This window comes from Streptococcus sp. A69, from assembly GCF_058556195.1.
The window spans coordinates 156620-180393 of the sequence record NZ_JBZUJU010000002.1 but is presented as its reverse complement, the minus strand read 5'-3'; the positions used below and the strand labels follow the sequence as shown (position 1 = coordinate 180393).

38 protein-coding genes are annotated in these 23774 nt (G+C 41.5%); all 38 read right to left on the bottom strand.

The genetic code is table 11. The annotated features are described in order from the left end of the window. Positions 1-57: 57 nt before the first annotated feature. The 38 genes from rplQ to AC4ME5_RS04765 all read right to left on the bottom strand — a co-directional run bounded on the left by rplQ (position 58) and on the right by AC4ME5_RS04765 (position 23772). Positions 58-444 (bottom strand): 50S ribosomal protein L17, encoded by a 387-nt coding sequence (rplQ, locus tag AC4ME5_RS04950; protein WP_000331493.1) that lies wholly within the window; start codon positions 442-444, stop codon positions 58-60. 11 nt (positions 445-455) lie between these two features. Beyond that, complete coding sequence (locus AC4ME5_RS04945; RefSeq protein WP_000568993.1) at positions 456-1391, bottom strand: DNA-directed RNA polymerase subunit alpha; 936 nt, start codon at positions 1389-1391, stop codon at positions 456-458. A gap of 42 nt (positions 1392-1433) precedes the next feature. Beyond that, positions 1434-1817, bottom strand: coding sequence for a 30S ribosomal protein S11 (gene rpsK, locus AC4ME5_RS04940; protein ID WP_001118385.1), 384 nt, complete (start codon positions 1815-1817; stop codon positions 1434-1436). Positions 1818-1834: 17 nt separating this feature from the next. Next, on the bottom strand, positions 1835-2200 hold the full coding sequence (gene rpsM, locus AC4ME5_RS04935) for a 30S ribosomal protein S13 (RefSeq protein WP_000090786.1): 366 nt from the start codon (positions 2198-2200) through the stop codon (positions 1835-1837). 17 nt (positions 2201-2217) lie between these two features. Next, positions 2218-2334, bottom strand: coding sequence for a 50S ribosomal protein L36 (gene rpmJ, locus AC4ME5_RS04930; protein ID WP_001808836.1), 117 nt, complete (start codon positions 2332-2334; stop codon positions 2218-2220). A gap of 24 nt (positions 2335-2358) precedes the next feature. Then, positions 2359-2577 (bottom strand): translation initiation factor IF-1, encoded by a 219-nt coding sequence (gene infA, locus AC4ME5_RS04925; RefSeq protein ID WP_001029883.1) that lies wholly within the window; start codon positions 2575-2577, stop codon positions 2359-2361. Between the two features lie 116 nt (positions 2578-2693). Beyond that, positions 2694-3332, bottom strand: a complete 639-nt coding sequence (locus AC4ME5_RS04920) for an adenylate kinase (RefSeq protein WP_491800254.1) — start codon at positions 3330-3332, stop codon at positions 2694-2696. Positions 3333-3477: 145 nt separating this feature from the next. Further along, on the bottom strand, positions 3478-4788 hold the full coding sequence (secY, locus tag AC4ME5_RS04915; RefSeq protein WP_491800253.1) for a preprotein translocase subunit SecY: 1311 nt from the start codon (positions 4786-4788) through the stop codon (positions 3478-3480). 12 nt (positions 4789-4800) lie between these two features. Continuing rightward, complete coding sequence (rplO, locus tag AC4ME5_RS04910) at positions 4801-5241, bottom strand: 50S ribosomal protein L15 (RefSeq protein ID WP_000766094.1); 441 nt, start codon at positions 5239-5241, stop codon at positions 4801-4803. A 144-nt stretch (positions 5242-5385) separates the two neighbouring features. Beyond that, complete coding sequence (rpmD, locus tag AC4ME5_RS04905; protein WP_000057241.1) at positions 5386-5568, bottom strand: 50S ribosomal protein L30; 183 nt, start codon at positions 5566-5568, stop codon at positions 5386-5388. A gap of 13 nt (positions 5569-5581) precedes the next feature. Continuing rightward, a complete protein-coding gene (rpsE, locus tag AC4ME5_RS04900) occupies positions 5582-6076 on the bottom strand; it encodes a 30S ribosomal protein S5 (protein ID WP_000874204.1) in 495 nt (164 codons plus the stop codon). Between the two features lie 17 nt (positions 6077-6093). Continuing rightward, positions 6094-6450 carry a 50S ribosomal protein L18 gene (rplR, locus tag AC4ME5_RS04895; protein ID WP_000624044.1) on the bottom strand — a complete coding sequence of 119 codons (357 nt, stop codon included), beginning with the start codon at positions 6448-6450 and terminating at the stop codon, positions 6094-6096. Between the two features lie 83 nt (positions 6451-6533). Then, positions 6534-7070, bottom strand: coding sequence for a 50S ribosomal protein L6 (gene rplF, locus AC4ME5_RS04890; RefSeq protein WP_096421605.1), 537 nt, complete (start codon positions 7068-7070; stop codon positions 6534-6536). Positions 7071-7132: 62 nt separating this feature from the next. Continuing rightward, positions 7133-7312, bottom strand: a complete 180-nt coding sequence (locus tag AC4ME5_RS04885) for a hypothetical protein (RefSeq protein WP_000648250.1) — start codon at positions 7310-7312, stop codon at positions 7133-7135. A gap of 166 nt (positions 7313-7478) precedes the next feature. Next, entirely contained in the window at positions 7479-7877 is a 399-nt protein-coding gene (gene rpsH, locus AC4ME5_RS04880; RefSeq protein WP_000245504.1) for a 30S ribosomal protein S8, read from the bottom strand. A gap of 213 nt (positions 7878-8090) precedes the next feature. Next, the gene (locus AC4ME5_RS04875) at positions 8091-8276 is read right to left on the bottom strand and encodes a type Z 30S ribosomal protein S14 (RefSeq protein ID WP_001085697.1); all 186 of its coding nucleotides are present in this window, start codon (positions 8274-8276) and stop codon (positions 8091-8093) included. 17 nt (positions 8277-8293) lie between these two features. Continuing rightward, positions 8294-8836, bottom strand: coding sequence for a 50S ribosomal protein L5 (gene rplE / locus AC4ME5_RS04870; RefSeq protein ID WP_000013542.1), 543 nt, complete (start codon positions 8834-8836; stop codon positions 8294-8296). Positions 8837-8859: 23 nt separating this feature from the next. Next, on the bottom strand, positions 8860-9165 hold the full coding sequence (rplX, locus tag AC4ME5_RS04865; RefSeq protein WP_000497691.1) for a 50S ribosomal protein L24: 306 nt from the start codon (positions 9163-9165) through the stop codon (positions 8860-8862). 183 nt (positions 9166-9348) lie between these two features. Next, the gene (gene rplN / locus AC4ME5_RS04860) at positions 9349-9717 is read right to left on the bottom strand and encodes a 50S ribosomal protein L14 (RefSeq protein WP_000616547.1); all 369 of its coding nucleotides are present in this window, start codon (positions 9715-9717) and stop codon (positions 9349-9351) included. A gap of 25 nt (positions 9718-9742) precedes the next feature. Further along, positions 9743-10003 carry a 30S ribosomal protein S17 gene (rpsQ, locus tag AC4ME5_RS04855; protein WP_000440801.1) on the bottom strand — a complete coding sequence of 87 codons (261 nt, stop codon included), beginning with the start codon at positions 10001-10003 and terminating at the stop codon, positions 9743-9745. 24 nt (positions 10004-10027) lie between these two features. Further along, complete coding sequence (gene rpmC / locus AC4ME5_RS04850; protein ID WP_000772918.1) at positions 10028-10234, bottom strand: 50S ribosomal protein L29; 207 nt, start codon at positions 10232-10234, stop codon at positions 10028-10030. A 9-nt stretch (positions 10235-10243) separates the two neighbouring features. Continuing rightward, complete coding sequence (gene rplP / locus AC4ME5_RS04845; protein WP_000960947.1) at positions 10244-10657, bottom strand: 50S ribosomal protein L16; 414 nt, start codon at positions 10655-10657, stop codon at positions 10244-10246. 3 nt (positions 10658-10660) lie between these two features. Continuing rightward, positions 10661-11314, bottom strand: a complete 654-nt coding sequence (rpsC, locus tag AC4ME5_RS04840) for a 30S ribosomal protein S3 (protein ID WP_000529936.1) — start codon at positions 11312-11314, stop codon at positions 10661-10663. 12 nt (positions 11315-11326) lie between these two features. After that, on the bottom strand, positions 11327-11671 hold the full coding sequence (gene rplV, locus AC4ME5_RS04835) for a 50S ribosomal protein L22 (protein WP_000818137.1): 345 nt from the start codon (positions 11669-11671) through the stop codon (positions 11327-11329). Positions 11672-11682: 11 nt separating this feature from the next. Beyond that, complete coding sequence (gene rpsS / locus AC4ME5_RS04830) at positions 11683-11964, bottom strand: 30S ribosomal protein S19 (protein ID WP_000533766.1); 282 nt, start codon at positions 11962-11964, stop codon at positions 11683-11685. 103 nt (positions 11965-12067) lie between these two features. Then, positions 12068-12901 carry a 50S ribosomal protein L2 gene (rplB, locus tag AC4ME5_RS04825; RefSeq protein WP_000512901.1) on the bottom strand — a complete coding sequence of 278 codons (834 nt, stop codon included), beginning with the start codon at positions 12899-12901 and terminating at the stop codon, positions 12068-12070. Between the two features lie 17 nt (positions 12902-12918). Beyond that, positions 12919-13215 (bottom strand): 50S ribosomal protein L23, encoded by a 297-nt coding sequence (locus AC4ME5_RS04820; RefSeq protein ID WP_001055347.1) that lies wholly within the window; start codon positions 13213-13215, stop codon positions 12919-12921. Then, positions 13215-13838 (bottom strand): 50S ribosomal protein L4, encoded by a 624-nt coding sequence (gene rplD / locus AC4ME5_RS04815; RefSeq protein WP_000024550.1) that lies wholly within the window; start codon positions 13836-13838, stop codon positions 13215-13217. Before rplD ends, AC4ME5_RS04820 begins: the two co-directional genes overlap by 1 nt. Positions 13839-13862: 24 nt before the next feature. After that, entirely contained in the window at positions 13863-14489 is a 627-nt protein-coding gene (gene rplC, locus AC4ME5_RS04810) for a 50S ribosomal protein L3 (RefSeq protein ID WP_000160197.1), read from the bottom strand. Between the two features lie 82 nt (positions 14490-14571). Then, positions 14572-14880, bottom strand: a complete 309-nt coding sequence (gene rpsJ, locus AC4ME5_RS04805; protein WP_001284513.1) for a 30S ribosomal protein S10 — start codon at positions 14878-14880, stop codon at positions 14572-14574. A gap of 265 nt (positions 14881-15145) precedes the next feature. Then, the gene (locus tag AC4ME5_RS04800; RefSeq protein ID WP_491800242.1) at positions 15146-15772 is read right to left on the bottom strand and encodes a uridine kinase family protein; all 627 of its coding nucleotides are present in this window, start codon (positions 15770-15772) and stop codon (positions 15146-15148) included. Beyond that, positions 15769-16365 carry an anaerobic ribonucleoside-triphosphate reductase activating protein gene (nrdG, locus tag AC4ME5_RS04795; protein ID WP_096421597.1) on the bottom strand — a complete coding sequence of 199 codons (597 nt, stop codon included), beginning with the start codon at positions 16363-16365 and terminating at the stop codon, positions 15769-15771. Before nrdG ends, AC4ME5_RS04800 begins: the two co-directional genes overlap by 4 nt. A gap of 4 nt (positions 16366-16369) precedes the next feature. Further along, positions 16370-16870 carry a GNAT family N-acetyltransferase gene (locus tag AC4ME5_RS04790; RefSeq protein ID WP_096421595.1) on the bottom strand — a complete coding sequence of 167 codons (501 nt, stop codon included), beginning with the start codon at positions 16868-16870 and terminating at the stop codon, positions 16370-16372. A 37-nt stretch (positions 16871-16907) separates the two neighbouring features. Next, complete coding sequence (locus AC4ME5_RS04785) at positions 16908-17054, bottom strand: hypothetical protein (protein WP_061598879.1); 147 nt, start codon at positions 17052-17054, stop codon at positions 16908-16910. 11 nt (positions 17055-17065) lie between these two features. Next, a complete protein-coding gene (gene nrdD, locus AC4ME5_RS04780) occupies positions 17066-19273 on the bottom strand; it encodes an anaerobic ribonucleoside-triphosphate reductase (protein WP_491800239.1) in 2208 nt (735 codons plus the stop codon). A gap of 128 nt (positions 19274-19401) precedes the next feature. Next, the gene (locus AC4ME5_RS04775) at positions 19402-20919 is read right to left on the bottom strand and encodes a damage-inducible protein CinA (RefSeq protein WP_491800237.1); all 1518 of its coding nucleotides are present in this window, start codon (positions 20917-20919) and stop codon (positions 19402-19404) included. A 252-nt stretch (positions 20920-21171) separates the two neighbouring features. After that, the gene (gene cls, locus AC4ME5_RS04770) at positions 21172-22704 is read right to left on the bottom strand and encodes a cardiolipin synthase (protein ID WP_491800236.1); all 1533 of its coding nucleotides are present in this window, start codon (positions 22702-22704) and stop codon (positions 21172-21174) included. A 123-nt stretch (positions 22705-22827) separates the two neighbouring features. Next, positions 22828-23772, bottom strand: coding sequence for a 3-oxoacyl-[acyl-carrier-protein] synthase III C-terminal domain-containing protein (locus AC4ME5_RS04765; protein ID WP_491800234.1), 945 nt, complete (start codon positions 23770-23772; stop codon positions 22828-22830). Between the last annotated feature and the right edge of the window lie 2 nt (positions 23773-23774).

Here is a 23774-nt window from a genome sequence, read left to right as displayed (position 1 = left end):
GAGCTAGACTAAGAGCACACGACTCCATCATCATAACACTCAACAAAATTGATGATTTTATACTAATTCGATGATTGCCATTGGCGCAGCATCACCACGACGTGGTTCAGTTTTAAGGATACGAGTGTATCCACCGTTACGTTCAGCATAACGAGGTGCGATTTCTGAGAACAATTTTTGAAGTGCTGTAGTAGAAGTGTACTTATCAGTTGCTTCATCATAGTTTTCAGATGCGATTTCATTACGTACAAAAGCAGCTGCTTGACGACGTGCATGCAAATCACCACGTTTACCTAGAGTAATCATTTTTTCAACAGTTTTACGGATTTCTTTAGCACGAGCTTCAGTTGTCACGATTGATTCGTTGATCAAAAGGTCAGTTGTCAAATCGCGAAGCATTGCTTTACGTTGTGAGCTAGTGCGTCCTAGTTTACGGTAAGCCATGTATTCCTCCTTTATTTATCTTTTAATCCAAGACCCAAGTCAATGAGTTTGAGTTTCACTTCTTCCAAACTCTTGCGTCCAAGATTTCGTACTTTCATCATCTCTGCTTCAGATTTTTCTGTCAAATCATGCACAGTATTGATACCGGCACGTTTCAAACAGTTGTATGAACGCACAGACAAGTCCAGTTCCTCAATCGTCCGATCCAAAATACGATCGTCAGATTCAGTATCAGCTTCTTTCATCACTTCAGTTGACTTAGCAATCTCAGTAAGATTTGTAAACAAATCAAGATGTTCTGTCAAGATACGTGCTGAAAGCCCTAAAGCATCTTCTGGAATAATTGTTCCATTAGTCAAGATTTCAAGGGTTAATTTGTCAAATCCATCATTGCTACCTACACGAGCAGGTTCAACTTGATAGTTGACTTTTGTAACTGGTGTATAAATAGAATCTACAGCAAGTGTTCCAACTGGTGCATTATCTTTTTTATTTTCATCAGCAGGTACATATCCACGACCACTGTTAACAGTCATTGTCGCTTTTAGGGAAGAACCTTCTCCGATTGTAAAGAGATAATGATCTGGATTTACAATCTCAATATCACTGTCAGTCAAAATGTCTCCAGCTGTAATTTCAGCAGGACCTTCAACGTCAAGTTCAATGATTTTTTCGTCTTCAACGTATGATTTCACTGCAATCCCTTTAATGTTCAGAATGATTTGCATCACGTCTTCACGAACACCTGGAACTGTGTCAAACTCATGCAAGACACCTTCAATGTTGATAGATGTCACTGCTGCTCCTGGTAGAGAAGCTAGTAGTACACGACGAAGAGAGTTACCAAGAGTTGTACCGTAGCCACGTTCAAGTGGTTCGATTACAAACTTGCCATAATCTTTATTTTCATCAATTTTTGTTATATTTGGTTTTTCAAACTCAATCATTTAGTTACTCCCTCTTAAACGAAAAGCAGTGTAATGCGATGATTATACACGGCGACGTTTTGGAGGACGAGCACCATTGTGTGGCACTGGAGTCACATCACGAATTGCTGTTACTTCAAGACCAGCGGCAGCAAGCGCACGAATAGCTGACTCACGACCAGAACCTGGACCTTTTACAGTAACTTCAACTGATTTAAGACCGTGTTCTTGTGCAGATTTAGCAGCAGCTTCAGAAGCCATTTGAGCAGCGAATGGTGTAGATTTACGAGAACCTTTGAAACCAAGAGCACCAGCTGATGACCAAGCAATTGCATTACCATGCACATCAGTAATCATAACAATAGTGTTATTAAATGTAGCGTGAATATGAGCAATACCAGATTCGATATTCTTTTTCACACGACGTTTACGTGTTGGTTTAGCCAAGACTTTTACCTCCTATATTATTTTTTCTTACCAGCAATCGCAACAGCTTTACCTTTACGAGTGCGAGCGTTATTTTTAGTGTTTTGTCCACGGACAGGAAGTCCACGACGGTGACGAATACCACGGTATGAACCGATTTCCATCAAACGTTTAATGTTCAAGTTTACCTCACGACGAAGGTCACCTTCAACTTTGATTGCATCCACTTCACGACGGATAGCATCTTCTTGATCTGATGTAAGGTCACGTACACGAACATCTTCTGAGATTCCAGCAGCAGCCAAAATTTTCTTAGATGTTGAAAGTCCGATACCATAAACGTAAGTCAATGAGATTACTACGCGTTTGTCATTTGGAATGTCAACTCCAGCAATACGAGCCATGTTTTCTCCTTTCTATCTTATCCTTGACGTTGTTTGTGTTTTGGATTTGCTGGGCAAATTACCATAACACGACCATTACGACGAATTACTTTACAGTATTCGCAAATTGGTTTGACCGATGGTCTTACTTTCATTTCTTATCCCTCCAAGTTTTTCGATTATTTAAAGCGGTAAGTGATACGTCCACGTGTCAAGTCATATGGACTCATCTCGACAGTAACACGATCTCCCGCTAAAATACGAATATAGTTTTTACGAATTTTACCAGAAACTGTTGCTAAAATCTGATGTCCATTTTCAAGTTCAACCGTAAACATTGCGTTCGGCATTGTATCGACTACTTTGCCTTCAACTTCAATCACATCGTCTTTTGCCACGCAAAAGCACCTCCATAAATTTCGATTCGATGCCTCTGAAAACAGAGACAACAATTATAAGTCAGACTATCTCAGTATAACATTTGTAGCGATTTTTTGCAAGTGTGAAAAACGCTTTATTTCAAATTTGTCAATACTTTTTCGATGTCTTTGAACACATCATTGATATCTTGATTTCCTTCGATATCGTGGACCAAACCTTTGGCACGGTAGTGAGCAATGATTGGTTCACCTTGTGCGATATTGACATCCAAACGACGCTTAACTGTCTCAGGTTTGTCATCTTCGCGTTGGTAGTAATCTTCTTCTTTGTAGTCAACTGGTGGGTTGAAAACTTTATGGAAGGTTTCACCTGTTTCGCGGTGGATGATGCGGCCACTCAAACGTTCCAAGAGACAGTCTGGGTTCACTTCGATGTTGATTACACCTTCCAGTTCGATACCAAGTTCAGCCAATGTTTTGTCCAAGGCATGCGCTTGTTCAATCGTACGTGGGTAACCATCCAACAAGAAACCTGTTTCCTTGATGTCGTCCTGTGAAAGGCGTTCTTTAACAATTCCATTTGTAACTTCATCTGGAACCAACTCACCTTTATCAATGTACGACTTGGCAAGTACACCCATTTCAGTTTGATTAGCCATAGCAGCACGGAACATATCTCCAGTTGAAATGTGTACCACGTGGAATTGCTCCACAATTTTAGCTGCTTGTGTTCCCTTACCTGCTCCAGGTAAGCCCATAATCAAAAGATTCATGATAGGATCTCCTTATTTTGTATTTAAATAGAAGCAGAAATTTGTTTCAACCCCTATTTAAAAACAAAATAGAAGAGGGGAGACGAAAATCTCTCTAATCGATAGACCTTCATACTCCACTCTCTAAGCAAAAGTAATCTTGCTTTTATTCTGTTTTGTCCATGAAACCAACATACTTACGTTTCAATAGGTAACCTTCTAATTGTTTGATTCCTTCGATACCTGTCGAGATGATAATCAAAAGACTAGTTCCCCCAAAAGCAACTGCTTCTGAAAGTCCAAAGACATCTTTTGCCACAATCGGCAAAATTGAAATCACACCAAGGAAGAGTGATCCGACTGTCGCAAGACGACGAAGAAGTTTCGACATGAATTCTTCAGTACCCTTACCAGGACGGACCCCATGAATGTAGGCTCCACTCTTTTGCAAGTTTTCTGCCGCTTTCTCTGGATTAATCTGTACAAATGTATAGAAGAATGTAAAGAGAATGATTAGCAAGGCATACATGGCAACACCTGTCGGAGCTGTTGTAGATAACATTTCCTGTGCTGTACGTACCCAAGCCCAATCGTGACCTGTAGCACTCAAAAATTGAAGAATGGCTGCAGGTGCTGCTGTAATGGAGCTTGCAAAGATAACTGGGATAACCCCTGCTGGGTTCACCTTCAATGGAAGGTATGAACTAGACGGGGCACCTTGAGCAACTTTTGTATATTGGATTGGAATTTTATACTCTGCCTGTTGAACATAGGTTGTAAAGTATACAATCAACAAGACAGCGATAATCAAAATAACGACAAAGATAATGGATGAAGTCAAACGGCTACTTGGAATATTGACGAAGTAGTCAACGTAGATGCCTTTAATCATCTCAGGAATTGAAGCGACAATACCTGCAAAAATGATCATAGACACACCATTTCCGTATCCTTTATCCGTAATTTGTTCTCCAAGCCAAGTTACAATCATACTACCTGATGTGAGGATAATACCAATGGTAACAAAAACCTGTGGAGTTAAAGCTGTCGTTAATAATTTGGCTCCAGATAGAGTATTAAACCCTGCTGTGATCCCGATAGATTGAACGAATGCAAGCACAAGTGCAATATATCGAGTAGCTTGGTTTAGTTTTCTCCGTCCTACTTCTCCTTGTTTGCCCCATTCTACAAACTTCGGTAAAATATCCATTTGTAGCAATTGAACAACGATTGAAGCAGTGATATACGGACTTACCCCGAGTGCAAAAACGGAGAAGTTCTTCATGGCATTCCCTGAAACAAGACTAAGCATGTTCAAAAAAGATAAACCACTAAGAGCTTCCAAACTTTTTGCATTCACACCTGGAACTGTTATACTTGTCCCAATACGGAAAACAAGAATGATAAAAATCGTAAAGAGAATTTTTGATCGAACTTGTTTAACCTTGAGCGCTTCTTTTAGTAATTTAAAAAACATGGGTCACCTCTCTTAGATGACTTCTACAGAACCACCTTTAGCAGTGATAGCTTCCTCAGCTGATTTAGAGAATTTAGCTGCTTTCACAGTCAATTTCTTAGTCAACTCACCGTTACCAAGAATTTTAACTCCTGATTTTTCAGCTTTCACAATTCCTGCTTCGATAAGCACAACTGGAGTTACTTCTGCACCGTCTTCAAAGACGTTCAATTGGTCAAGGTTTACAATTGCGTATTCTTTAGCGTTGATGTTAGTGAATCCACGTTTTGGCATACGACGGAACAATGGAGTTTGTCCACCTTCAAAACCAAGGCGAACTCCGCCACCGCTACGAGCTTTTTGACCTTTTTGACCGCGTCCAGATGTTTTACCATTACCAGATGAAGTACCACGACCAACACGGTTACGTACTTTACGAGAACCTTCTGCAGGTTTCAATTCATGAAGTTTCATTATTGTTTTCTCCTCTTTTGTAAAATGCTAGCGCCGATAGGGGAGAAAAGGTTGTCCCCCATATCAACTCGCCTATACGGTTGTCATCTTTGATGACCATATCTAGTTTTAGGGGATGGTATACTGCACATCCCCTAAAAATCATTAGTTTACTTCTTCAACTGTTACCAAGTGAGATACTGCAGTGATCATACCACGGATAGCAGCGTTGTCTTCTTTGATAACAGAGCTGTTCAATTTGCCAAGTCCAAGTGCTACAACAGTTTTACGTTGTGATGGAATGCGTCCGATTGGAGACTTAGTCAAAGTAATTTTAATTTGAGCCATTTTATCCCCTTTCTTATGCCAAATCAGAAACTGAAATACCACGAAGGGCAGCAACTTCTTCAGCGCGTTTCAATTGTTTCAAACCTTCAACAGTTGCACGAACAATGTTGATTGGAGTGTTAGAACCAAGTGATTTAGATGTAATATCTGCCACACCTGCCAATTCCACAACGGCACGAACTGCACCACCAGCGGCAACTCCAGAACCTTCTACAGCAGGTTTCAACAATACTTTAGCTCCACCAAATTCTGAAAGAACTTCGTGTGGGATTGTAGTTCCAACCATAGGAACTTCAATCAAGTTTTTCTTAGCATCTTCTACTGCTTTACGGATTGCTTCTGGAACTTCTTGAGCTTTACCAGTACCAAATCCTACGCGACCATTGTGGTCACCAACAACAACAAGAGCTGCGAAACGAAGACGACGTCCACCTTTAACAACTTTTGTAACACGGTTGACAGCAACTACGCGTTCTTCTAATTCAACTGCATTGTCTTTAAATGCCATTTTCTAGTGTCCTCCTATTAGAATTTCAATCCGTTTTCACGAGCTGCATCAGCCAAAGCTTTCACACGTCCGTGATATAGATATCCACCGCGGTCGAACACCACTTCTGAAATACCTTTAGCGTTTGCACGTTCTGCAACGAGTTTACCGACAGCAACGGCTTGTTCAGTTTTAGTTCCTTTTGAAACTTCTTTGTCAAGAGTTGAAGCACTTGCGAGCGTTACACCCGCTACGTCATCAATCACTTGAGCGTAGATGCCTGTATTAGAACGGAATACGTTCAAACGTGGGCGATCAGCAGTTCCAGAGAGTTTTCCGCGAACGCGACGGTGGCGTTTTTGGCGGAGTTTGTTTTTATCTGGTTTAGAAATCACAGTTTTCACCTCTTTAGTTTTAAATCGCGTGCTATGCACAAAGTTGGAAAATAGGTTGGTGGTTGAAGATCAACCACTCAACATTATTTACCTGTTTTACCTTCTTTAAGACGAACGTATTCGCCAACGTAACGGATACCTTTACCTTTATATGGTTCTGGTGAACGAAGGCTACGTACGTAAGCAGCTGTTTGACCAACTACTTCTTTTGAAATTCCGTTAACAACGATTGTTGTTGGGTTTGGAAGTTCAAAGGTAATCCCTTCTGGAGCTTCAACTTCATCTGGATGAGATTTACCAACAGCCAAAACAAGTTTTGATCCTTGAAGTTGTGCACGGTAACCAACCCCACGCATTTCAAGTTCTTTCTTGAATCCTTCTGATACACCAATTACCATGTTATTCAAAAGGGCACGAGTAGTTCCGTGGATAGTTTTCATTTCTTTTGAATCGTTTGGACGGTGAAGAGTTACTTCAGTACCTTCCAAGCGAATTTCAATATCTTTTGAGAACTTACGAGTAAGTTCTCCTTTAGGTCCTTTTACAGTTACTACGTTGTCATTGTTAGTGACTTCAACACCAGCAGGCAACACGATAACTTTATTACCAATACGTGACATGTTTATTTTCTCCTGTTAAATTGTCAGGCCTCGACGGCCAGTTTTCACGGGGGGCATTCGGATTAGAGCAAACCTAGTTTCTTTCGAAAAGCTTTGACAAACTCCTGATATTCTGTCAATACATCAATAGCCGCAGGACTATAACCAATTTCACATAAAAGAGATACAAGGTCATCTTTTGACAATTCAGCCAAAGCGTCTTCTGCAACAATAAGTTTTTCATTCAATTCAGTAGCTTTCATCTTTTTCTCCTAAACTAATTTACTCTCTATTTAGCTGATCAGTAAATCAGCTAAATTGAACACGAGCTATGGTCTGTGTGAAAAAGACAAATCTTCCTAGAGTGTTAACACTCTTTGTCAGATTTCCTATTTTCACATTGCCCATGACGCTCTTTGTATCTTGATTTTACCAAACGTAAGCGATAACTTCTCCACCAACGTTTTTTTGGCGAGCTTCTTTATCAGTAAGCAAACCTTCAGAAGTTGAAAGGATAGCAATTCCAAGTCCGTTAAGAACTTTTGGAAGATCTTCACGTTTTTTGTAGACACGAAGTCCTGGTTTAGAAACACGTTTCAAGTTAGTGATAACTTTTTCACCGTTTGGTCCGTATTTAAGGAATACACGGATGATGCCTTGTTTGTCATCTTCGATGATTTCAACGTTTTTTACAAAACCTTCGCGTTTAAGGATTTCAGCAATCCCTTTTTTGATGTTTGATGCAGGTACTTCAAGTACTTCGTGTTTCGCTTGGTTAGCGTTACGAATACGAGTTAGGAAGTCTGCGATTGGGTCAGTCATAACCATTTTGTTTTTCTCCTCTTACTAGTAGTTTGCAAGTTGCACTTGCTAGTTAATGATTGAGCTGGGCTCAGATAGTATTGACACATTCAAATGAGAGAACTCTTATTTGAAAACGAGCTACAACCTGTGCAAAAAAGATAAATTTGTTTTGGGGCATCGCTCCTTCTCCAAATTTCCTATTTTTGCTGTGGTTGTTACGCTCTTTGTATCATGATATTACCAAGATGCTTTTGTTACACCAGGAATTTGTCCTTTGTAAGCTAATTCACGGAAGCAAACACGGCAAAGTTTAAATTTGCGGTAAACTGAATGTGGACGACCACATTTTTCACAACGAGTATAAGCTTGAGTAGAGAACTTCGCTGGACGTTTGTTCTTAGCAATCATTGATTTTTTAGCCATTAGATTTACCTCCTATATTATTTTGCAAAAGGCATTCCAAGGCCTGTAAGCAATGCACGTGACTCTTCGTCAGTGTTAGCAGTTGTTACGATAACGATGTCAAGACCACGAGTTTTGTCAACGTCATCAAAATTGATTTCTGGGAAGATCAATTGTTCTTTCACACCAAGAGTGTAGTTTCCGCGTCCATCAAATGATTTTGTTGGAACACCGTGGAAGTCACGCACACGTGGAAGTGAAACTGAAACCAATTTATCCAAGAATTCATACATACGTTCACCACGAAGGGTAACTTTTGCACCGATCGCTACACCTTCACGAAGACGGAAGCCGGCGATTGATTTTTTAGCTTTAGTGATAAGTGGTTTTTGACCTGAGATAAGTGCCAATTCTTCAGCAGCTTTTTCAAGGCTTTTAGCGTTTGATACAGCTTCACCAACACCCATGTTCAAAACGATCTTATCTACTTTAGGCACAGCCATCACTGATGAGTAGTTGAATTGTTCTGTCAAAGCAGGAACTACTTCATTAAGATATTTTTCTTTTAAACGATTTGCCATTATACTTCTCCTTTCCTTCGTGATTAATCAAGCACTTCGCCTGATTTTTTGTTGTAGCGAACTTTTTTACCGTCTACAAATTTGTAACCAACACGACCAGCTACACCGTTCTTGTCCAAAACTTGGACGTTTGATACGTGGATAGCTGCTTCTTTCTCGATGATACCACCTTGAGGAAGCTCGTTAGTTGGACGTTGGTGTTTCTTAACGATGTTAACACCTTCAACGATAACTTTGTTTACTTTTGGAAGGGCAGTAAGGACAACAGCTTCTGTTCCCTTATCTTTACCAGCGATTACGCGAACTTTGTCGCCTTTTTTTACAAACATTAGGTTTCTCCTTGATTTTTCTTACGCCCACAAGGGCACCCTGGAGTCAATTCCAGGGGACTAGTTTGTTTGTTTTTACTCTACGAAAATCAAAGCAAATCTTCGTCAGTTTCAACTCACCTAACTCAAGTTATGCTTTCGTTTCACTTCCTAGACTTGTTTTAATTTTCTTTGAGCAATTTATTAAAGTACTTCTGGAGCAAGTGACACGATCTTCATGAAGCCACCTTCACGTAATTCACGTGCAACTGGACCAAAGATACGTGTTCCGCGAGGAGTTTTGTCATCACGGATGATAACTGCTGCATTTTCGTCAAACTTGATGTATGAACCATCAGCGCGACGAGCACCTGATTTAGTACGAACGATAACAGCTTTTACAACGTCACCTTTTTTAACCGCACCACCAGGAGTAGCTTGTTTTACAGATGCAACAATAACATCACCGATGTTCGCAAATTTACGTTTAGAACCACCAAGAACTTTGATAGTCAAGATTTCGCGTGCACCGCTGTTGTCTGCGACTTTCAAACGAGTTTCTGTTTGAATCATTTCAGTTTTCTCCTTTCAGGCTTGATTAGATGATAACCGCTTCTTCAACAACTTCTACAAGACGGAAACGTTTTGTAGCTGAAAGCGGGCGAGTTTCCATGATACGTACGATATCACCTTCTTTGGCAACATTGTTTTCATCATGTGCTTTGTATTTTTTAGAGTAGTTAATACGTTTACCATAGACTGGGTGGTTACGTTTTGTTTCAACTACAACTGTGATTGTCTTGTCCATTTTGTCAGATACAACACGTCCAACAAGAACTTTACGATTATTGCGTTCCATTGAAATTTCTCCTTCCCTAGTCTATTATTTTGCTTCAGATTGAACTGTTTTGATACGAGCGATTTGTTTTTTAACTTCTTTCAAGCGAGCTGTTTGTTCCAATTGACCAGTAGCAGCTTGGAAACGAAGTTCAAACAATTCTTTTTTCAATTCGTTTTCGCGCTTCGCGAGTTCTTCTTGAGAAAGACCACGAAGTTCTTTAACAAATTCTTTTACTTCATTAAGTTTCATGCCTTCTCCTTATTCTGCTTCACGTTTTACGAATTTAGTTTTAACTGGCAATTTGTGGCTAGCAAGACGAAGCGCTTCACGTGCAATCTCTTCAGATACACCAGCGATTTCGAACATCACTTTACCGCGTTTAACTGGTGCAACCCAACCTTCAGGTGCCCCTTTACCAGATCCCATACGCACACCGATAGCTTTAGCAGTGTATGATTTGTGTGGGAAGATTTTAATCCAAACTTTACCACCACGTTTCATGTAACGAGTCATGGCGATACGAGCAGCTTCGATTTGGCGGTTAGTAATCCAGTGGCTAGTTGTAGCTTGAAGACCGTATTCACCGAATGCTACTTCTTTTCCACCTTTTGCTTCACCGCGCATTTTTCCACGGAATTCACGACGGTGTTTAACACGTTTAGGTACTAACATTGGTTATTTACCTCCTTTAGTGTTTTTACGAGCTGGAAGAACTTCACCACGGTAGATCCATACTTTAACACCAAGTTTACCGTATGTAGTATCTGCTTCTTCCCAAGCGTAATCGATATCTGCACGAAGTGTGTGGAGTGGAACAGTTCCTTCTGAGTATCCTTCAGCACGGGCAATATCTGCACCGTTCAAACGACCTGATACTTGAGTTTTGATTCCTTTAGCTCCGGCACGCATTGCGCGTTGGATTGCTTGTTTTTGTGCACGACGGAAAGCAACACGTTGCTCCAATTGACGAGCAATGCCTTCACCTACAAGGTGAGCATCCAAATCAGGTTGTTTGATTTCGATGATGTTGATGTGTACTTGTTTTCCAGTCAATTTGTTAAGTTTTGCACGGAGTGCATCAACGTTAGCGCCACCTTTACCGATAACCATACCTGGTTTAGCAGTGTGAAGTGAAACGTTAACTTTGTTCACTGCGCGTTCGATTTCGATAGTTGAAACTGCTGCATCAGCAAGTTCTTTTTGAACGAATTTACGGATTGCAAGATCTTCATGAAGGTAATCCGCGTATTCTTTTTCAGCATACCATTTGGCATCCCAATCACGGATGATGCCGACACGCATACCAATTGGATGTACTTTTTGACCCACGATGTTACCTCCTTATTTTTCTGCAACAGCTACAGTGATGTGAGCTGTACGTTTGTTGATTGGTGAAGCTGAACCTTTCGCACGTGGACGGAAACGTTTCATAGTTGGTCCTTCGTTTGCGAATGCTTCAGATACTACCAAGTTAGCTTTATCCAAACCAAAGTTGTTTTCAGCGTTAGCTACAGCTGAATTCAAAACTTTCAAGATGATTTCAGCAGCTTTGTTTGGAGTGAATGTCAAGATTGCAATAGCGTCGGCTACGCTTTTACCACGAATATTGTCAAGAACAAGACGTGATTTACGAGGTGAAACACGTACTGTACGAGCCATTGCTTTAGCTGAAGTAATTTCTGCCATTTATGTTCTCCTTATTTTCTACGTGTTTTCTTGTCGTCTGCAGCGTGACCTTTGTAAGTACGAGTTGGTGCGAATTCACCAAGTTTGTGACCTACCATGTCTTCTTGGATGTAAACAGGTACGTGTTTACGTCCGTCATAAACTGCAATAGTGTAACCAATGAAACTTGGGAAGATCGTTGAACGACGTGACCAAGTTTTGATAACTTTTTTCTTTTCGTCGTTAGCTTGAGCTTCAACTTTTTTCATCAAATGCTCATCGACGAAAGGTCCTTTTTTAAGACTGCGTCCCATTTTTATGTTTTCTCCTTTAAATATTGTACCACAGCGGCTTGCGCTCACATGGAGCGCTACCGAGCTGGCGGATTCCCTAGTTGCTTAAGCGACTAGTTTACTATTATTTCTCGTTGCGACGACGAACGATAAGTTTGTCAGATTTCGCTTTCTTGTTACGAGTTTTAAGACCAAGAGCAGGTTTGCCCCATGGAGTAGATGGCGCTTTACGACCAACTGGTGCTTTACCTTCACCACCACCGTGTGGGTGATCGTTAGGGTTCATTACAGAACCACGAACTGTTGGGCGGATACCTTTCCAACGGCTACGTCCTGCTTTACCAAGGTTTACAAGTCCATGTTGTTCGTTTCCGACAACACCAACTGTTGCACGACAAGTTCCAAGAATCATACGTACTTCGCCAGATTGAAGACGAACAAGAACATATTTACCTTCTTGACCCAATACTTGAGCAGAAGCTCCAGCTGCACGCACCAATTCTCCACCACGACCTGGTTTCAACTCGATGTTGTGGATCAAAGTACCAACTGGAATGTTAGCAAGTGGAAGAGCATTTCCGACTTTGATATCTGCTTCTGGGCCTGAAACGATACGTTGACCAACCTCAAGACCTTTTGGAGCGATGATGTATGCTTTCACACCGTCTGTGTAGTGTACAAGAGCGATGTTTGCAGAACGGTTTGGATCGTACTCGATAGTTTTAACAACTGCTTCAACGTTGTCTTTGTTACGTTTGAAGTCAACCAAACGGTAGAAACGTTTGTGCCCACCACCTTGGTGACGAACAGTGATACGACCGTTGTTGTTACGACCAGCCTTGTTCTTCAAAGCAACAAGCAATGATTTTTCAGGAGCGCTTGTTGTGATTTCAGCGAAATCCAAAGAAGTCATATTACGGCGACCGTTTGTTGTTGGTTTATAAACACGAATTCCCACGATATTTCCTCCTTAGATTATTCAGCTTCAGCAGCAAACAACTCGATTGCTTTTGAATCAGCTGTAAGTGTGATGATAGCTTTTTTAGTTTTGTTAGTAAAACCAGTGTAACGTCCAACACGTTTAGCTTTAGGTTTTACGTTAATTGTATTGACATTTGCAACCTTAACACCTTCAAAAGCAGCTTCAACAGCTTGCTTAATCAAAAGTTTGTGCGCACGAGTGTCAACTTCAAATACATACTTTCCTGCTTCAAGTTGAGCCATTGAGCTTTCAGTGATAACAGGTTTTTTGATAACATCATACAAATTCATTATGCAAGAACCTCCTCGATTTTAGAGATAGCTGCTTGAGTAACAAGAAGTTTGTCACTATTTGCGATGTCAAGAACACTTGCAGTTGTAGCAGTCGCAACTTTCACGTTTGGAAGGTTACGAGCTGAAAGAGCTGCGAATTCGTTTCCTTCTTCAAGAATAACAAGGACTTTAGAATCGATGCTCAAAGCTGCAAGAACTTTTGCAAATTCAGCAGTTTTTGGAGCTGTAAATTCAAGAGAATCAACGGCTACAAATTTGTTTTCAGCAACTTTTTCTGAGTAAACAGATTTAAGCGCAAGGCGACGAACTTTTTGAGGAAGTTTGTACGCATAGCTACGTGGAGTTGGTCCGAAGACAGTTCCACCACCACGCCATTGTGGAGAGCGGATAGAACCTTGACGAGCACGTCCAGTTCCTTTTTGACGCCATGGTTTGCGTCCACCACCTGAAACAGCTGAGCGATTTTTAACTGCGTGAGTTCCTTGACGAAGGCTAGCACGTTGGCTGATGATCACATCAAACACAACAGATTGGTTTGGTTCAATACCAAAGATTGCATCGTTAAGAACAACTTCGCCAGCTTGTTTACCAGTTTGGTCGAATAATGTTACATTTGCCATTTTGACTGTATTCCCCTTTCCTTATTATTTACCAGCTTTAACTGCTGACTTGATGGTGATAAGAGATTTCTTAGCACCTGGTACGTTACCTTTGATAAGGATAACGTTCTTTTCTGGAACAACTTGTACAACTTCAAGGTTTTGAATTGTCACGCGGTCGCCACCCATACGTCCTGCAAGGTTTTTACCTTTGAACACGCGGTTAGGTGCAACAGGTCCCATAGAACCTGGACGACGGTGGTAACGAGAACCGTGAGCCATTGGTCCACGTGATTGCCCATGGCGCTTGATAACACCTTGGAAACCTTTACCTTTAGAAGTACCAGTTACGTCAACAACGTCTCCAGCTGCGAATGTTTCAACTGTGATTTCAGCACCAACTTCCAAGCCTTCAACGTTTTTGAATTCACGAATGAAGCGCTTAGGAGCCGTGTTAGCTTTCGCTACATGTCCTTTAGCAGGTTTGTTGCTCAATACTTCGCGTTTGTCGTCAAAACCAACTTGGATAGCGTTGTATCCGTCTGTTTCAACAGTTTTAACTTGAAGAACAACGTTTGGAGTTGCTTCAATAACTGTTACAGGGATCAATTCGCCAGCTTCAGTGAAGATTTGAGTCATTCCCACTTTTTTCCCTAAGATTCCTTTTGTCATGAGAAAATAGTTCCTTTTCTATATTTTTTATTCAAAAAGTTTTTAACGAGCGTTTTTTATGCTCAAGGTATCAAGCTTTAAATTAAAGTTTGATTTCTACGTTTACACCACTTGGAAGATCCAATTTCATCAAGGCATCAACTGTTTTTTGAGTTGGGTTAACGATATCGATCAAACGTTTGTGTGTACGCATTTCAAATTGTTCGCGAGAGTCTTTGTATTTGTGAGTCGCACGAATGATTGTGTAGAGGCTACGTTCAGTTGGAAGTGGGATTGGACCCGCAACTTGTGCACCTGTACGAGTAGCTGATTCTACGATTTTTGCAGCCGCTGTATCAAGCGTACGGTGTTCGTAAGCTTTCAAACGGATACGGATTTTTTTGTTTGCCATCTTTTTCTCCTTTTCGTCTATTTAAGATAATAGGCTAGCTCCACAAGAAAACCGACGCGTGTTGCGTGGCAATGCAACCGAGCGTGTCGCAACCTCTTGCATCAAAGCTAAGGCTGTAATTTACAGCACCATAATAGAATAACACAAAGCCCCTGCGATTGCAAGGGATTTGTTAGGTTTTTTTCGTTTTTTTAGGATGAAACTGTTTTCCTATTTCATCTTTCTAAGATTACTGATTTACGTCTATAAAAATCAATCTTTTCTTCTATATAATGTGTGTCATTTTGACCTTGAATTTATCTTGCGATTGATCCACTAAGATATCCGCTTTAGACTCGTTTTCTCTATAGTATCGCAGATACTGCTCCCGTCTCATTTGATGGCTAGCTAGTACAAAGGAAGCATTGCGATTTCTCATAATCGTATCTCGAGCTAGACGCCTTTTTATTTCTGTTTCTTTGTCCGCGTAGAAGCAGATGGTTTTGTCAAAGAGTTCCTTGGGTAGGAACCCCACAGACATCCCTTCAACAATCAGAATCGGTTTGGCTCCAGATAAGATCTCGCTAGCCTTCCAAGGTTCATCGATTGTTAAGACATCCATATCTGCCTGCAAAGCGAGAATATCTCTCTGCAAACTTGCCAATTCATGCGCCACTGGCAAACAAGCTGTCACCTTTTGATCAAGTGCTTGCTTTGGTACTACCAGGTGACGTTCTGAGGTGATATAGGGGTCTGTTTCTAGTAGGTTTACTTTTTCAGCATCTAGGGCTTGAAACAATTCTTGAGCAAAGGTAGACTTACCTGACGCTCCGTGACCGTAGATCCCCAGTGTTTTGACTTTTCCAGTTTCGATCTCTGAGACCAGTTGGTCTATTAAGTCTTTTTTCTTCATTCTCTCTTCACCTGTTCATAGCTTTCTTTTCCGTCATTGAGCTTGTCCCAAATCACTACTTGACCACTTTTGAGGGATTTTTGCACATCGATAATTCGTTGATTAGAAGACCCTCGAAACTGGAGCATAAGATTGCGCTTGCTTTTGTCATACCGTCCATCGACAAGGATGTCAATCAATGATAAGAGTTCCAGTTTATCTGGAGTCTCCAGCATCATTTCCTCCCAAGTGTAGCCGGTCCATGACCAGATGTCTTTGTCTGGCAATTCCTTTCGAATGCGTTTAACGAGTGGTAAGAGAATGCCCGTATTAAGAAAGGGCTCTCCTCCTAGCAAGGTCAAGCCTTGAACATAGGGCTGGGCAAGGTCTTCCATGATCTGTTCTTCTAACTCTGGCGTATAGGGAATGCCTGCGTTGAAAGACCAAGTCGCAACATTATAGCACCCCTCGCAGTGGAACATACAGCCTGCGACATAGAGGGAGTTGCGCACGCCTTCTCCATCCACAAAGTTAAAGGCCTTGTAGTCAATGATTCGCCCTTTACTAAGTTCCTCACTTTTCCATTCACCTGGTTTTGGTGTATTCCATGTCATCCTTCTACTCCAAATCTATCCAGTAACGTTCTACGCCATTGCGAACACCCTCAAACGCCCCATCATTTGCCACAATCACCGCTCTACTAGCTGGGTTTTCCGCACTACAGGTCACAAGCGCTTTTTTGATGTTCTTTTCCTTGGCAACTTGCAGGCCTTGTCTGAGTGATTCTTTCGCATAACCTTTGCCTCTTTCAGATGGACGAATGGAGTAGCCAATATGGCCCCCATTTTCTAGTAAGTAGTCATTTAATCGGAGACGAAGGTTGAGAAAGCCAAGAGCCTGGCCTGCTACGTCAAAACTAACCAGCTGGATAGCAGGAACCCAGTTTTCAGGAATATTGAGTCCCGCTTCCGCTTGAAGATTATCTTCTAGCCACTCTTCATAAACAAAATTGTTGGCGTTCCAAAACCCACCATCGTGGGCTGATTGAGTCTGTTCAAACTCTGCCATCATCTCTAAAACTGTTTCTTTATCTGCCAATGTTGGCCTGCGTAGTATCATTTTCACCTCCAATTAAGAGAAAAGCGAGAGCGGACTCTCACTTTTCTTTTTTCTTGTTCTTGTTTAAAAACTGTTCTCTAAGATTGAGCAAGCGTTCTTTTTTGCCCGTCCCACCTTTAGAATGTTTTTCATGATAACGAGTCACTTGAGCGCGTCCCTTATCATCCAATTGGTATTTCCCCATTCCGTCTCTTTCTAGTTTGTTACTTTATGTCCAGGTGTCTTAATGGTTGAACCATTCATATGTTTCACACGCGCAGCGATTTCCTTATGGCGCCCGTTGACCATCGGACGAGCCTGAGGATTGCCCAGATAACCACACGTCCGTTTGACAACGTCTACTGTTTTAGGGTCACTATTGCCACAGTTCGGACAAGCAAATCCTCTTTCAGTTGGTTCAAAATCCCCTTCAAAGTCACACTTGTAACAATGGTCAATCGGAGTATTGGTCCCTAGATACCCTACACGATCATAGGCGTAGTCCCAGACAGCTTCCAAGGCTTTTGGATTTTGTTGGAGAACTGGATACTCACAGTAGTGGATGAAACCACCTGTTGCACCTGCTTCTGGATAAGCCTTCTCAAAGTCCAATTTTTCAAACGGTGTTGGATTTTTACGAACATCGTAGTGGAACGAGTTGGTGTAGTATTCCTTGTCTGTAATATCAGGAATAGAACCGAACTTTTCTGTATCCAAGCGACAGAAGCGATCTGTCAAGCTTTCAGACGGTGTTGAGTAGATAGAGAAATGATAGCCATATTGGTCAGACCACTCTTCTACCCGACGTTTCATATCGCGAATGATATCCAGCGTGAATTCCTTGGCTTCTGGATTGCTTTCCCAGCTATTGCCAAAGAAGACTGTCGCTACCTCGTACAAACCAATGTAGCCCAGCGAAACTGTCGCACGACGATTCTTAAAGAGCTGATCAACGCTCTCGTCTTTTCCAAGACGGCGTCCGAAGGCCCCGTACTGATAGAGAATAGGGGCGTTTGCTGGCATTGCTTCCTTGGTCCGTTCAACACGGTAAACTAGAGCATCTTCTGCGATATTCATCCGCTCGTTGAAGATTTCCCAGAACTTATTCATGTCGCCCTCAGACTCAAGAGCAATGCGAGGAAGGTTGACCGTCACAACACCTAGATTCATCCGACCAGAATTGACCTCAACACCATTTTCATCTTTCCAGCCTTGGAGGAAAGAACGGCAGCCCATAGGTACCTTGAAAGAACCAGTCAACTCGATAATCTTATCATAGGATAAGACATCCGGGTACATCCGTTTGGTTGCACACTCGAGGGCCAACTGTTTGATGTCATAGTTTGGAGTCCCTTCTTCCAAGTTAAGGCCTCTTTTAAGCGTAAAGATGAGTTTAGGGAAGATGGCTGTGCGGTGTTCTGAGCCAAGACCCTTGATACGAATGGTCAAGATAGCTTTTTGAATTTCCCGTTCAAAACGACTAGTTCCTAGACCAAAACCTAGTGAAGTAAAAGGTGTTTGTCCATTTGAAGTGAAGAGGGTGTTGATTTCATACTCAAGAGATTGCATGGCATCATAGATATCTTTTTGGGTTTTCTTCCAAGCATAATCATCCCGTTTTTCAGGCAAGACCCATTCTTCCGCATCTTTGAGGTGCTTTTGGTAATTCTTCTCTGCATAAGGTGCCAAGACTTCATCAATACGGTCAGCTGAACAGCCCCCGTATTGGCTAGAAGCAACGTTGGCGATGATTTGTGAAATCTGAGCTGTCGCAGTCTGGATAGACTTGGGACTCTCTACCTCTGCATTCCCAATCTTAAAACCATTTTCCAACATCCCTTTAAAATCAATCAAACAGCAGTTAGTCATCGGAGTGTAGGGGCTGTAGTCCAAGTCATGATAGTGGATATCCCCTTTCTGGTGAGCATTGGCTACGTGCTTAGGAAGCATTTGCAATCCGATTGATTTCCCCACAATCCCTGCTGTCAAATCACGTTGAGTATTAAAGACATCGCTGTCTTTATTGGCATTTTCATTGACAACCGCTTGATCTTTATTGAGAAGTTTATGAATGCTAAAGTTGATATCTGTCGCTTTTGAGCGCTCAAAATCCCTCTGTGTCCGATAGGTGATATACTCTTCAGCCAAGGCATATTCTTTGGCTTCAAGAAGTTCATGTTCTACGATATTCTGAATCTCATAAATCTTCACACCTTTAGGGAAACGACTGTGAATTTCGGTAACGATTCTTTCAACTAGACCATTTAGGCGTTTTTCTACTAGAGGCGTAACGTCCATAACTTTTTCTGCCGCCTTGTGGAGAGCCTTGTCAATCTTGTCTACATCAAATACTACACGTCTACCATCTCGTTTTTCAACGAACAAGGTGGGAACGGTTGCAAGCTTTTCTTCTAATACAATCATATCCATGCTCTTTTCTAAAATATTGTTAAATAGTTTATATTCAGTATTATACCACTCTAAAAATAAAAATCAATATCTTGTGTTAAAAATACTAAAATTTTTAAAATTCCACAAGATATTGATTTTTGTTATTTGAATTTATAAAGCTTAAACTCGCTAGTATCTGTCTGAACAAGCTCATAGTTTTCACTGAGCCAGCTCTCTACATCTGACCACAAGGCAACTTTTTGATTGACCACAATCATCTTCGGTTGATTCTCTTTCAGGTCATTCATCAGTTTGGTTTTATTTTCATCGCTTGCAGTATAAAGTGTTGGAGTTGATAGAGAAGTCGGCGCCAAGCGTTCACTTGTACGGTAGAAATCTGGACGATCATCCCAAGCATAGACACGATCCTCAGAACTCGTTTGTTGTTTGACCACGCTGGCAAGACGTTCTCTCTCCTGATAAGTCGCTGGGTGCGAAAGGTAGCGACTCACAATAGGAAGAACAATGAGGTAGGCAAGGGCAATCAGTGGTAGATAGAAATTTCCTTTAAGGAAAGAAGTTTGTTTCTCACGTCTTCTTCTACGACGACTCCCTCCCTCAGAAACATCTTCCTTGATTCCTGTCAGAAGGAGCAAGACCAAGAAAGGAATTAGCACCACAAGACGAGTACCGTGGATAGGTTCTTTGGAGAGAATCAAGATTCCCAAAGAAACCAACAATCCCAAGCTAGCAGCAATCGATAAGGCATATTGCTTGGCTGGTTTTGACTGGAATAAGCCAGTAAAGAGCAAACTAAGGGAACCTAGCCCAATGGCAAGTAAGCCGTAGAAGGCTGCATTTTCAAGTAAATGCGAATTTGAGAAAAGGCTAAGAGTATTTACTGGATATAAGGTCTGGCTAATGGCATCCCCAAAACTACCTGTCCACACTGTATAGTAGCCTAAAGGATAGAATAAGAGTGAGAATCCTAAGGCTGACGCAAAGAACTGATATAATCCGTGAACAAAGCGGCCTTTGCCTAGATTAAAGCCAATGATACCCAGAGCCAGTACAGCCGCAAACAAGGTTGTAGGAAGCGGTGCAAGGAAGAAAGCGAGAGCAAGGCTCATCCCTACTCTTACAAATCCTTTGTCGTCATTTGGATAAGCCAAATAGTTCGTAACAATGCTCAATGAATAAAATAGGAAAGGCAAGGCTAGCAAGAGAGCATAGCCACCACCAAAAGCGAGTCCTGCCACTAACAAATAGAATACAAATACCAGCTTCTTGGCTTCTTCTGCTTGACTAGTAAGAGCATCTGCAGATTTAAAAAGAAAAACACCTGCTCCAAACAAGGCCAACCACTCAACCAAAGCAAGCAGAACACTTCCTAGAGAAAGATAGGTTAGCAAGTAATAGAGCAATCCATTCGTTCCAAAGTAATCTGTATACATTTGACCATTTTGATGTAAAGCCCACCTGGTATAGAGATCCTGAGTTTGTTGCGGACTGACTAAACCAAAAACAAAAGGCAGGACAACCGAAATGGCTGTGGCCACTAAACTCCAAAGCATGATACTAAAAAAGGGAATCGGAGCTCCTTCTCGCTTTTCTGGAACGGACCAGTCTTGGTAATGAGATTCTTCTTGTTTCTCATCTATTTTCCCATATACATTCATTCAATTTCTCCTCTAAGTTTATCTGTTTTAGTATATCAAAATCTTACAGGAATGTCAGCTTGGGATTGATATTTGCTGAATTTCTTATCCAATATCGCAAAGCGTTCGATTTCACGAAAACGGTGGAATCGACAGTCTCTATACTCTCTAATGAAATCGTCATCTTCTAGATTAAGCATGTTTTTCTCCTTTACCTATCTATTCGTAAGAAGACAAAAAAGATCCAGCCTTGGGCTAGATCTTGATGGATAGTTAGAGCATAGGTGCAAACAACTGGACAATTTCCTTGATCAGGCTTTGATACCAGCTTGTTTTGATGGTGTGGGGATAAATTTCTTGAGAAACTTTAAAAATCTCTTCAAAGTCCCTTTCAATATCGATGATGGACTGCGTTCTATAAAGCAAGACGGCATTTTCATAGTGGTGAAGCAAACTCCGATAGTCAAAATTGATGGTTCCCACAGTAGCCGCCTCTCCATCAACAAGCATTTGCTTGCTATGAAGGAATCCCGGGCTATACTCATAAATACGAACCCCCGCAGATAGCAAGTCTGGGTAGGCTCCTCGAGTAACTAACTGAATAACCTTCTTATCTGGGATACACGGCGTCACAATTCGCACATCTACCCCTCTCAGAGCTGCATTTTTGATACTTTCAGTTAGATCGTAGTCGGCGATCAGATAGGGAGTCGTGATGTAGACGTAATCTGTAGCTTGATTGATAAGATTTTGATAGACCGTTTTTCCAACCTGGGCTCGGTATATGGGTTTGGGACCGCTACTGTAGGGAATACAGAGCCCCATCCCATCTTTTGGTTGATTTTCGAGATGGTATTGGTCAAAGTCGCTAATTTCTCCACGGTTGATATACCAGGTTGATAAAAAGAGTCTAGTAAAGGCCTTGACCGCTGATCCATCTAGGCGAATACCGCTATCTTTCCAATAACCAAAGCGTTCGATATGGTTGATATACTCATCTGCCAGATTGACACCACCTGTATAGGCAATTTGACCATCAATAACCATGATTTTACGGTGGTCACGGTTGTTATAGGCAACGGTCAAGCGTGGAATCACCTTGTTAAATTTATGGGCTTCAATCCCTCGGCTACGAAGCTGGATGGTATAATCCCCAGGTAAGGTTGCCATGCATCCAATATCGTCATAAAGAAGCTTAACTTCTACTCCTTGAGCTGCCTTTTCTTCCAAAATCTCCAAAATACTATTCCACATCAAACCTTCTTCGATGATATAGTATTCGAGAAAGATAAACTTCTCAGCTTTCTTGAGATCCTCTAGCATCTGATGCCACATACTTTCCCCAGATGCAAAAAATTGTGTATCCGTTCGATCATAGACATCAGCATTCGTGTCCATACTGAGGAGAGATTTGATAACCCCGTAAGCCGACTTGTCTTGTTCTTTTAACTCCAAACGGAGAGCCCTGCTATTGTCCTCTCGGTAAACCATTGATTGGAGCTGCTTTAGCTGCTTCAATTCTTTTTTAGATAAACGGCGCTCTCCAAACATGATATAGAGCAAAGGGCCAAAAACTGGCACAAAGGCTACTAACAACCATGTTACCTTACTCTCAGGATTCATAGATCGATTAACAATCGATACAATGGTCGCTAAGCTTACTAAAATGACAAGGATAATCCAGAGAATCGGAGCCATCTGCCCTAGATAGAGAAATAAACCAAAGATGATAAACAACTCTGCCAACATGATAGTAATACTAAAACCATACTTGGACATGAGTAGCTGCATTTTTCTAGCTGTCATACATCCCCTTCCTTTTCTAACATTCTCCTTAACTGCTTAATAAACTAATCTTTCTACTAGTATACCTCAGTTCAGGGGTAGATAGCAACCTTTTACTCTTGCCCTTCCATTTTCAGATGTGTATTACAGTTTGAGAGCCAACATATTGACTGTCATACCTGCTGCAGTTCCCATAAGGTAGACGGTATCTCCTTCTTTAACCAATCCATGGTCCAATGAATAGGCCAAGCCAAATGGCACAGAGACTGACACCATATTTCCATAGTCCGTGACGAGATTGAGGTATTGATTCTCAGCCACACCTAGCTTTTCCATAACCAAAGGAAGAGCACGACTTGCTTGGTGAGGAATGATATAGTCCACGTCTGCCAAGGCTAGCTGGGTCTTTTCTTGAAACTCTTCAAACATGACTGGGATTTTACGAGCTGACAAGAGGAGGATTTTCTTTCCCTTCATATCAAACATATAGTTGGTCTTAGTCGCTTCAGAGTACTCTTTTGGTTGAAAAGAAGTCAGACCTCCACAAATTTCCGTATCGTGAGCTCCTTCTGACCAAGTACGTTGGAGACTAGCAATGACCCCTTTTTCCTGATGGCTTTTTTGGAAAATAAAGGCTGCCGCCCCATCACTAAAGAGTTCAAAACTTTCTTTTTGCTTGGGATTGAGCCCTAAACTTCCAACCTCACTGGATACAATCAAGACACGATTGTATTCACCCGCCTCAATCAAGTGGGACATGGTCGATAGGGCAGAAATAAAGCTGGTACAGGTCGTATTGATATCCATAGCTGGAATAGAGAGTCCTTTTGCCACGCGCTCATGAATCAAGGCAGCCGTACAAGGAATAGGCTGAACTCCAACTGCACTAGCTGATACAAGGCAATCGATATCTTCAATCTTCAAATTTGCCTTTTCAAGTGCACGCTGGATAGCTCCTTCTGCCAAGTCAAGTTGCGTTTCTTCATTTTCAACTACACGATAACGAGTCTGGTCTTTGAATTGGACGGTATGCTTGGGAAGGCAAACACCATAACCAGCGATTTCTACATGTCTTTTTACTTCTGTCATTG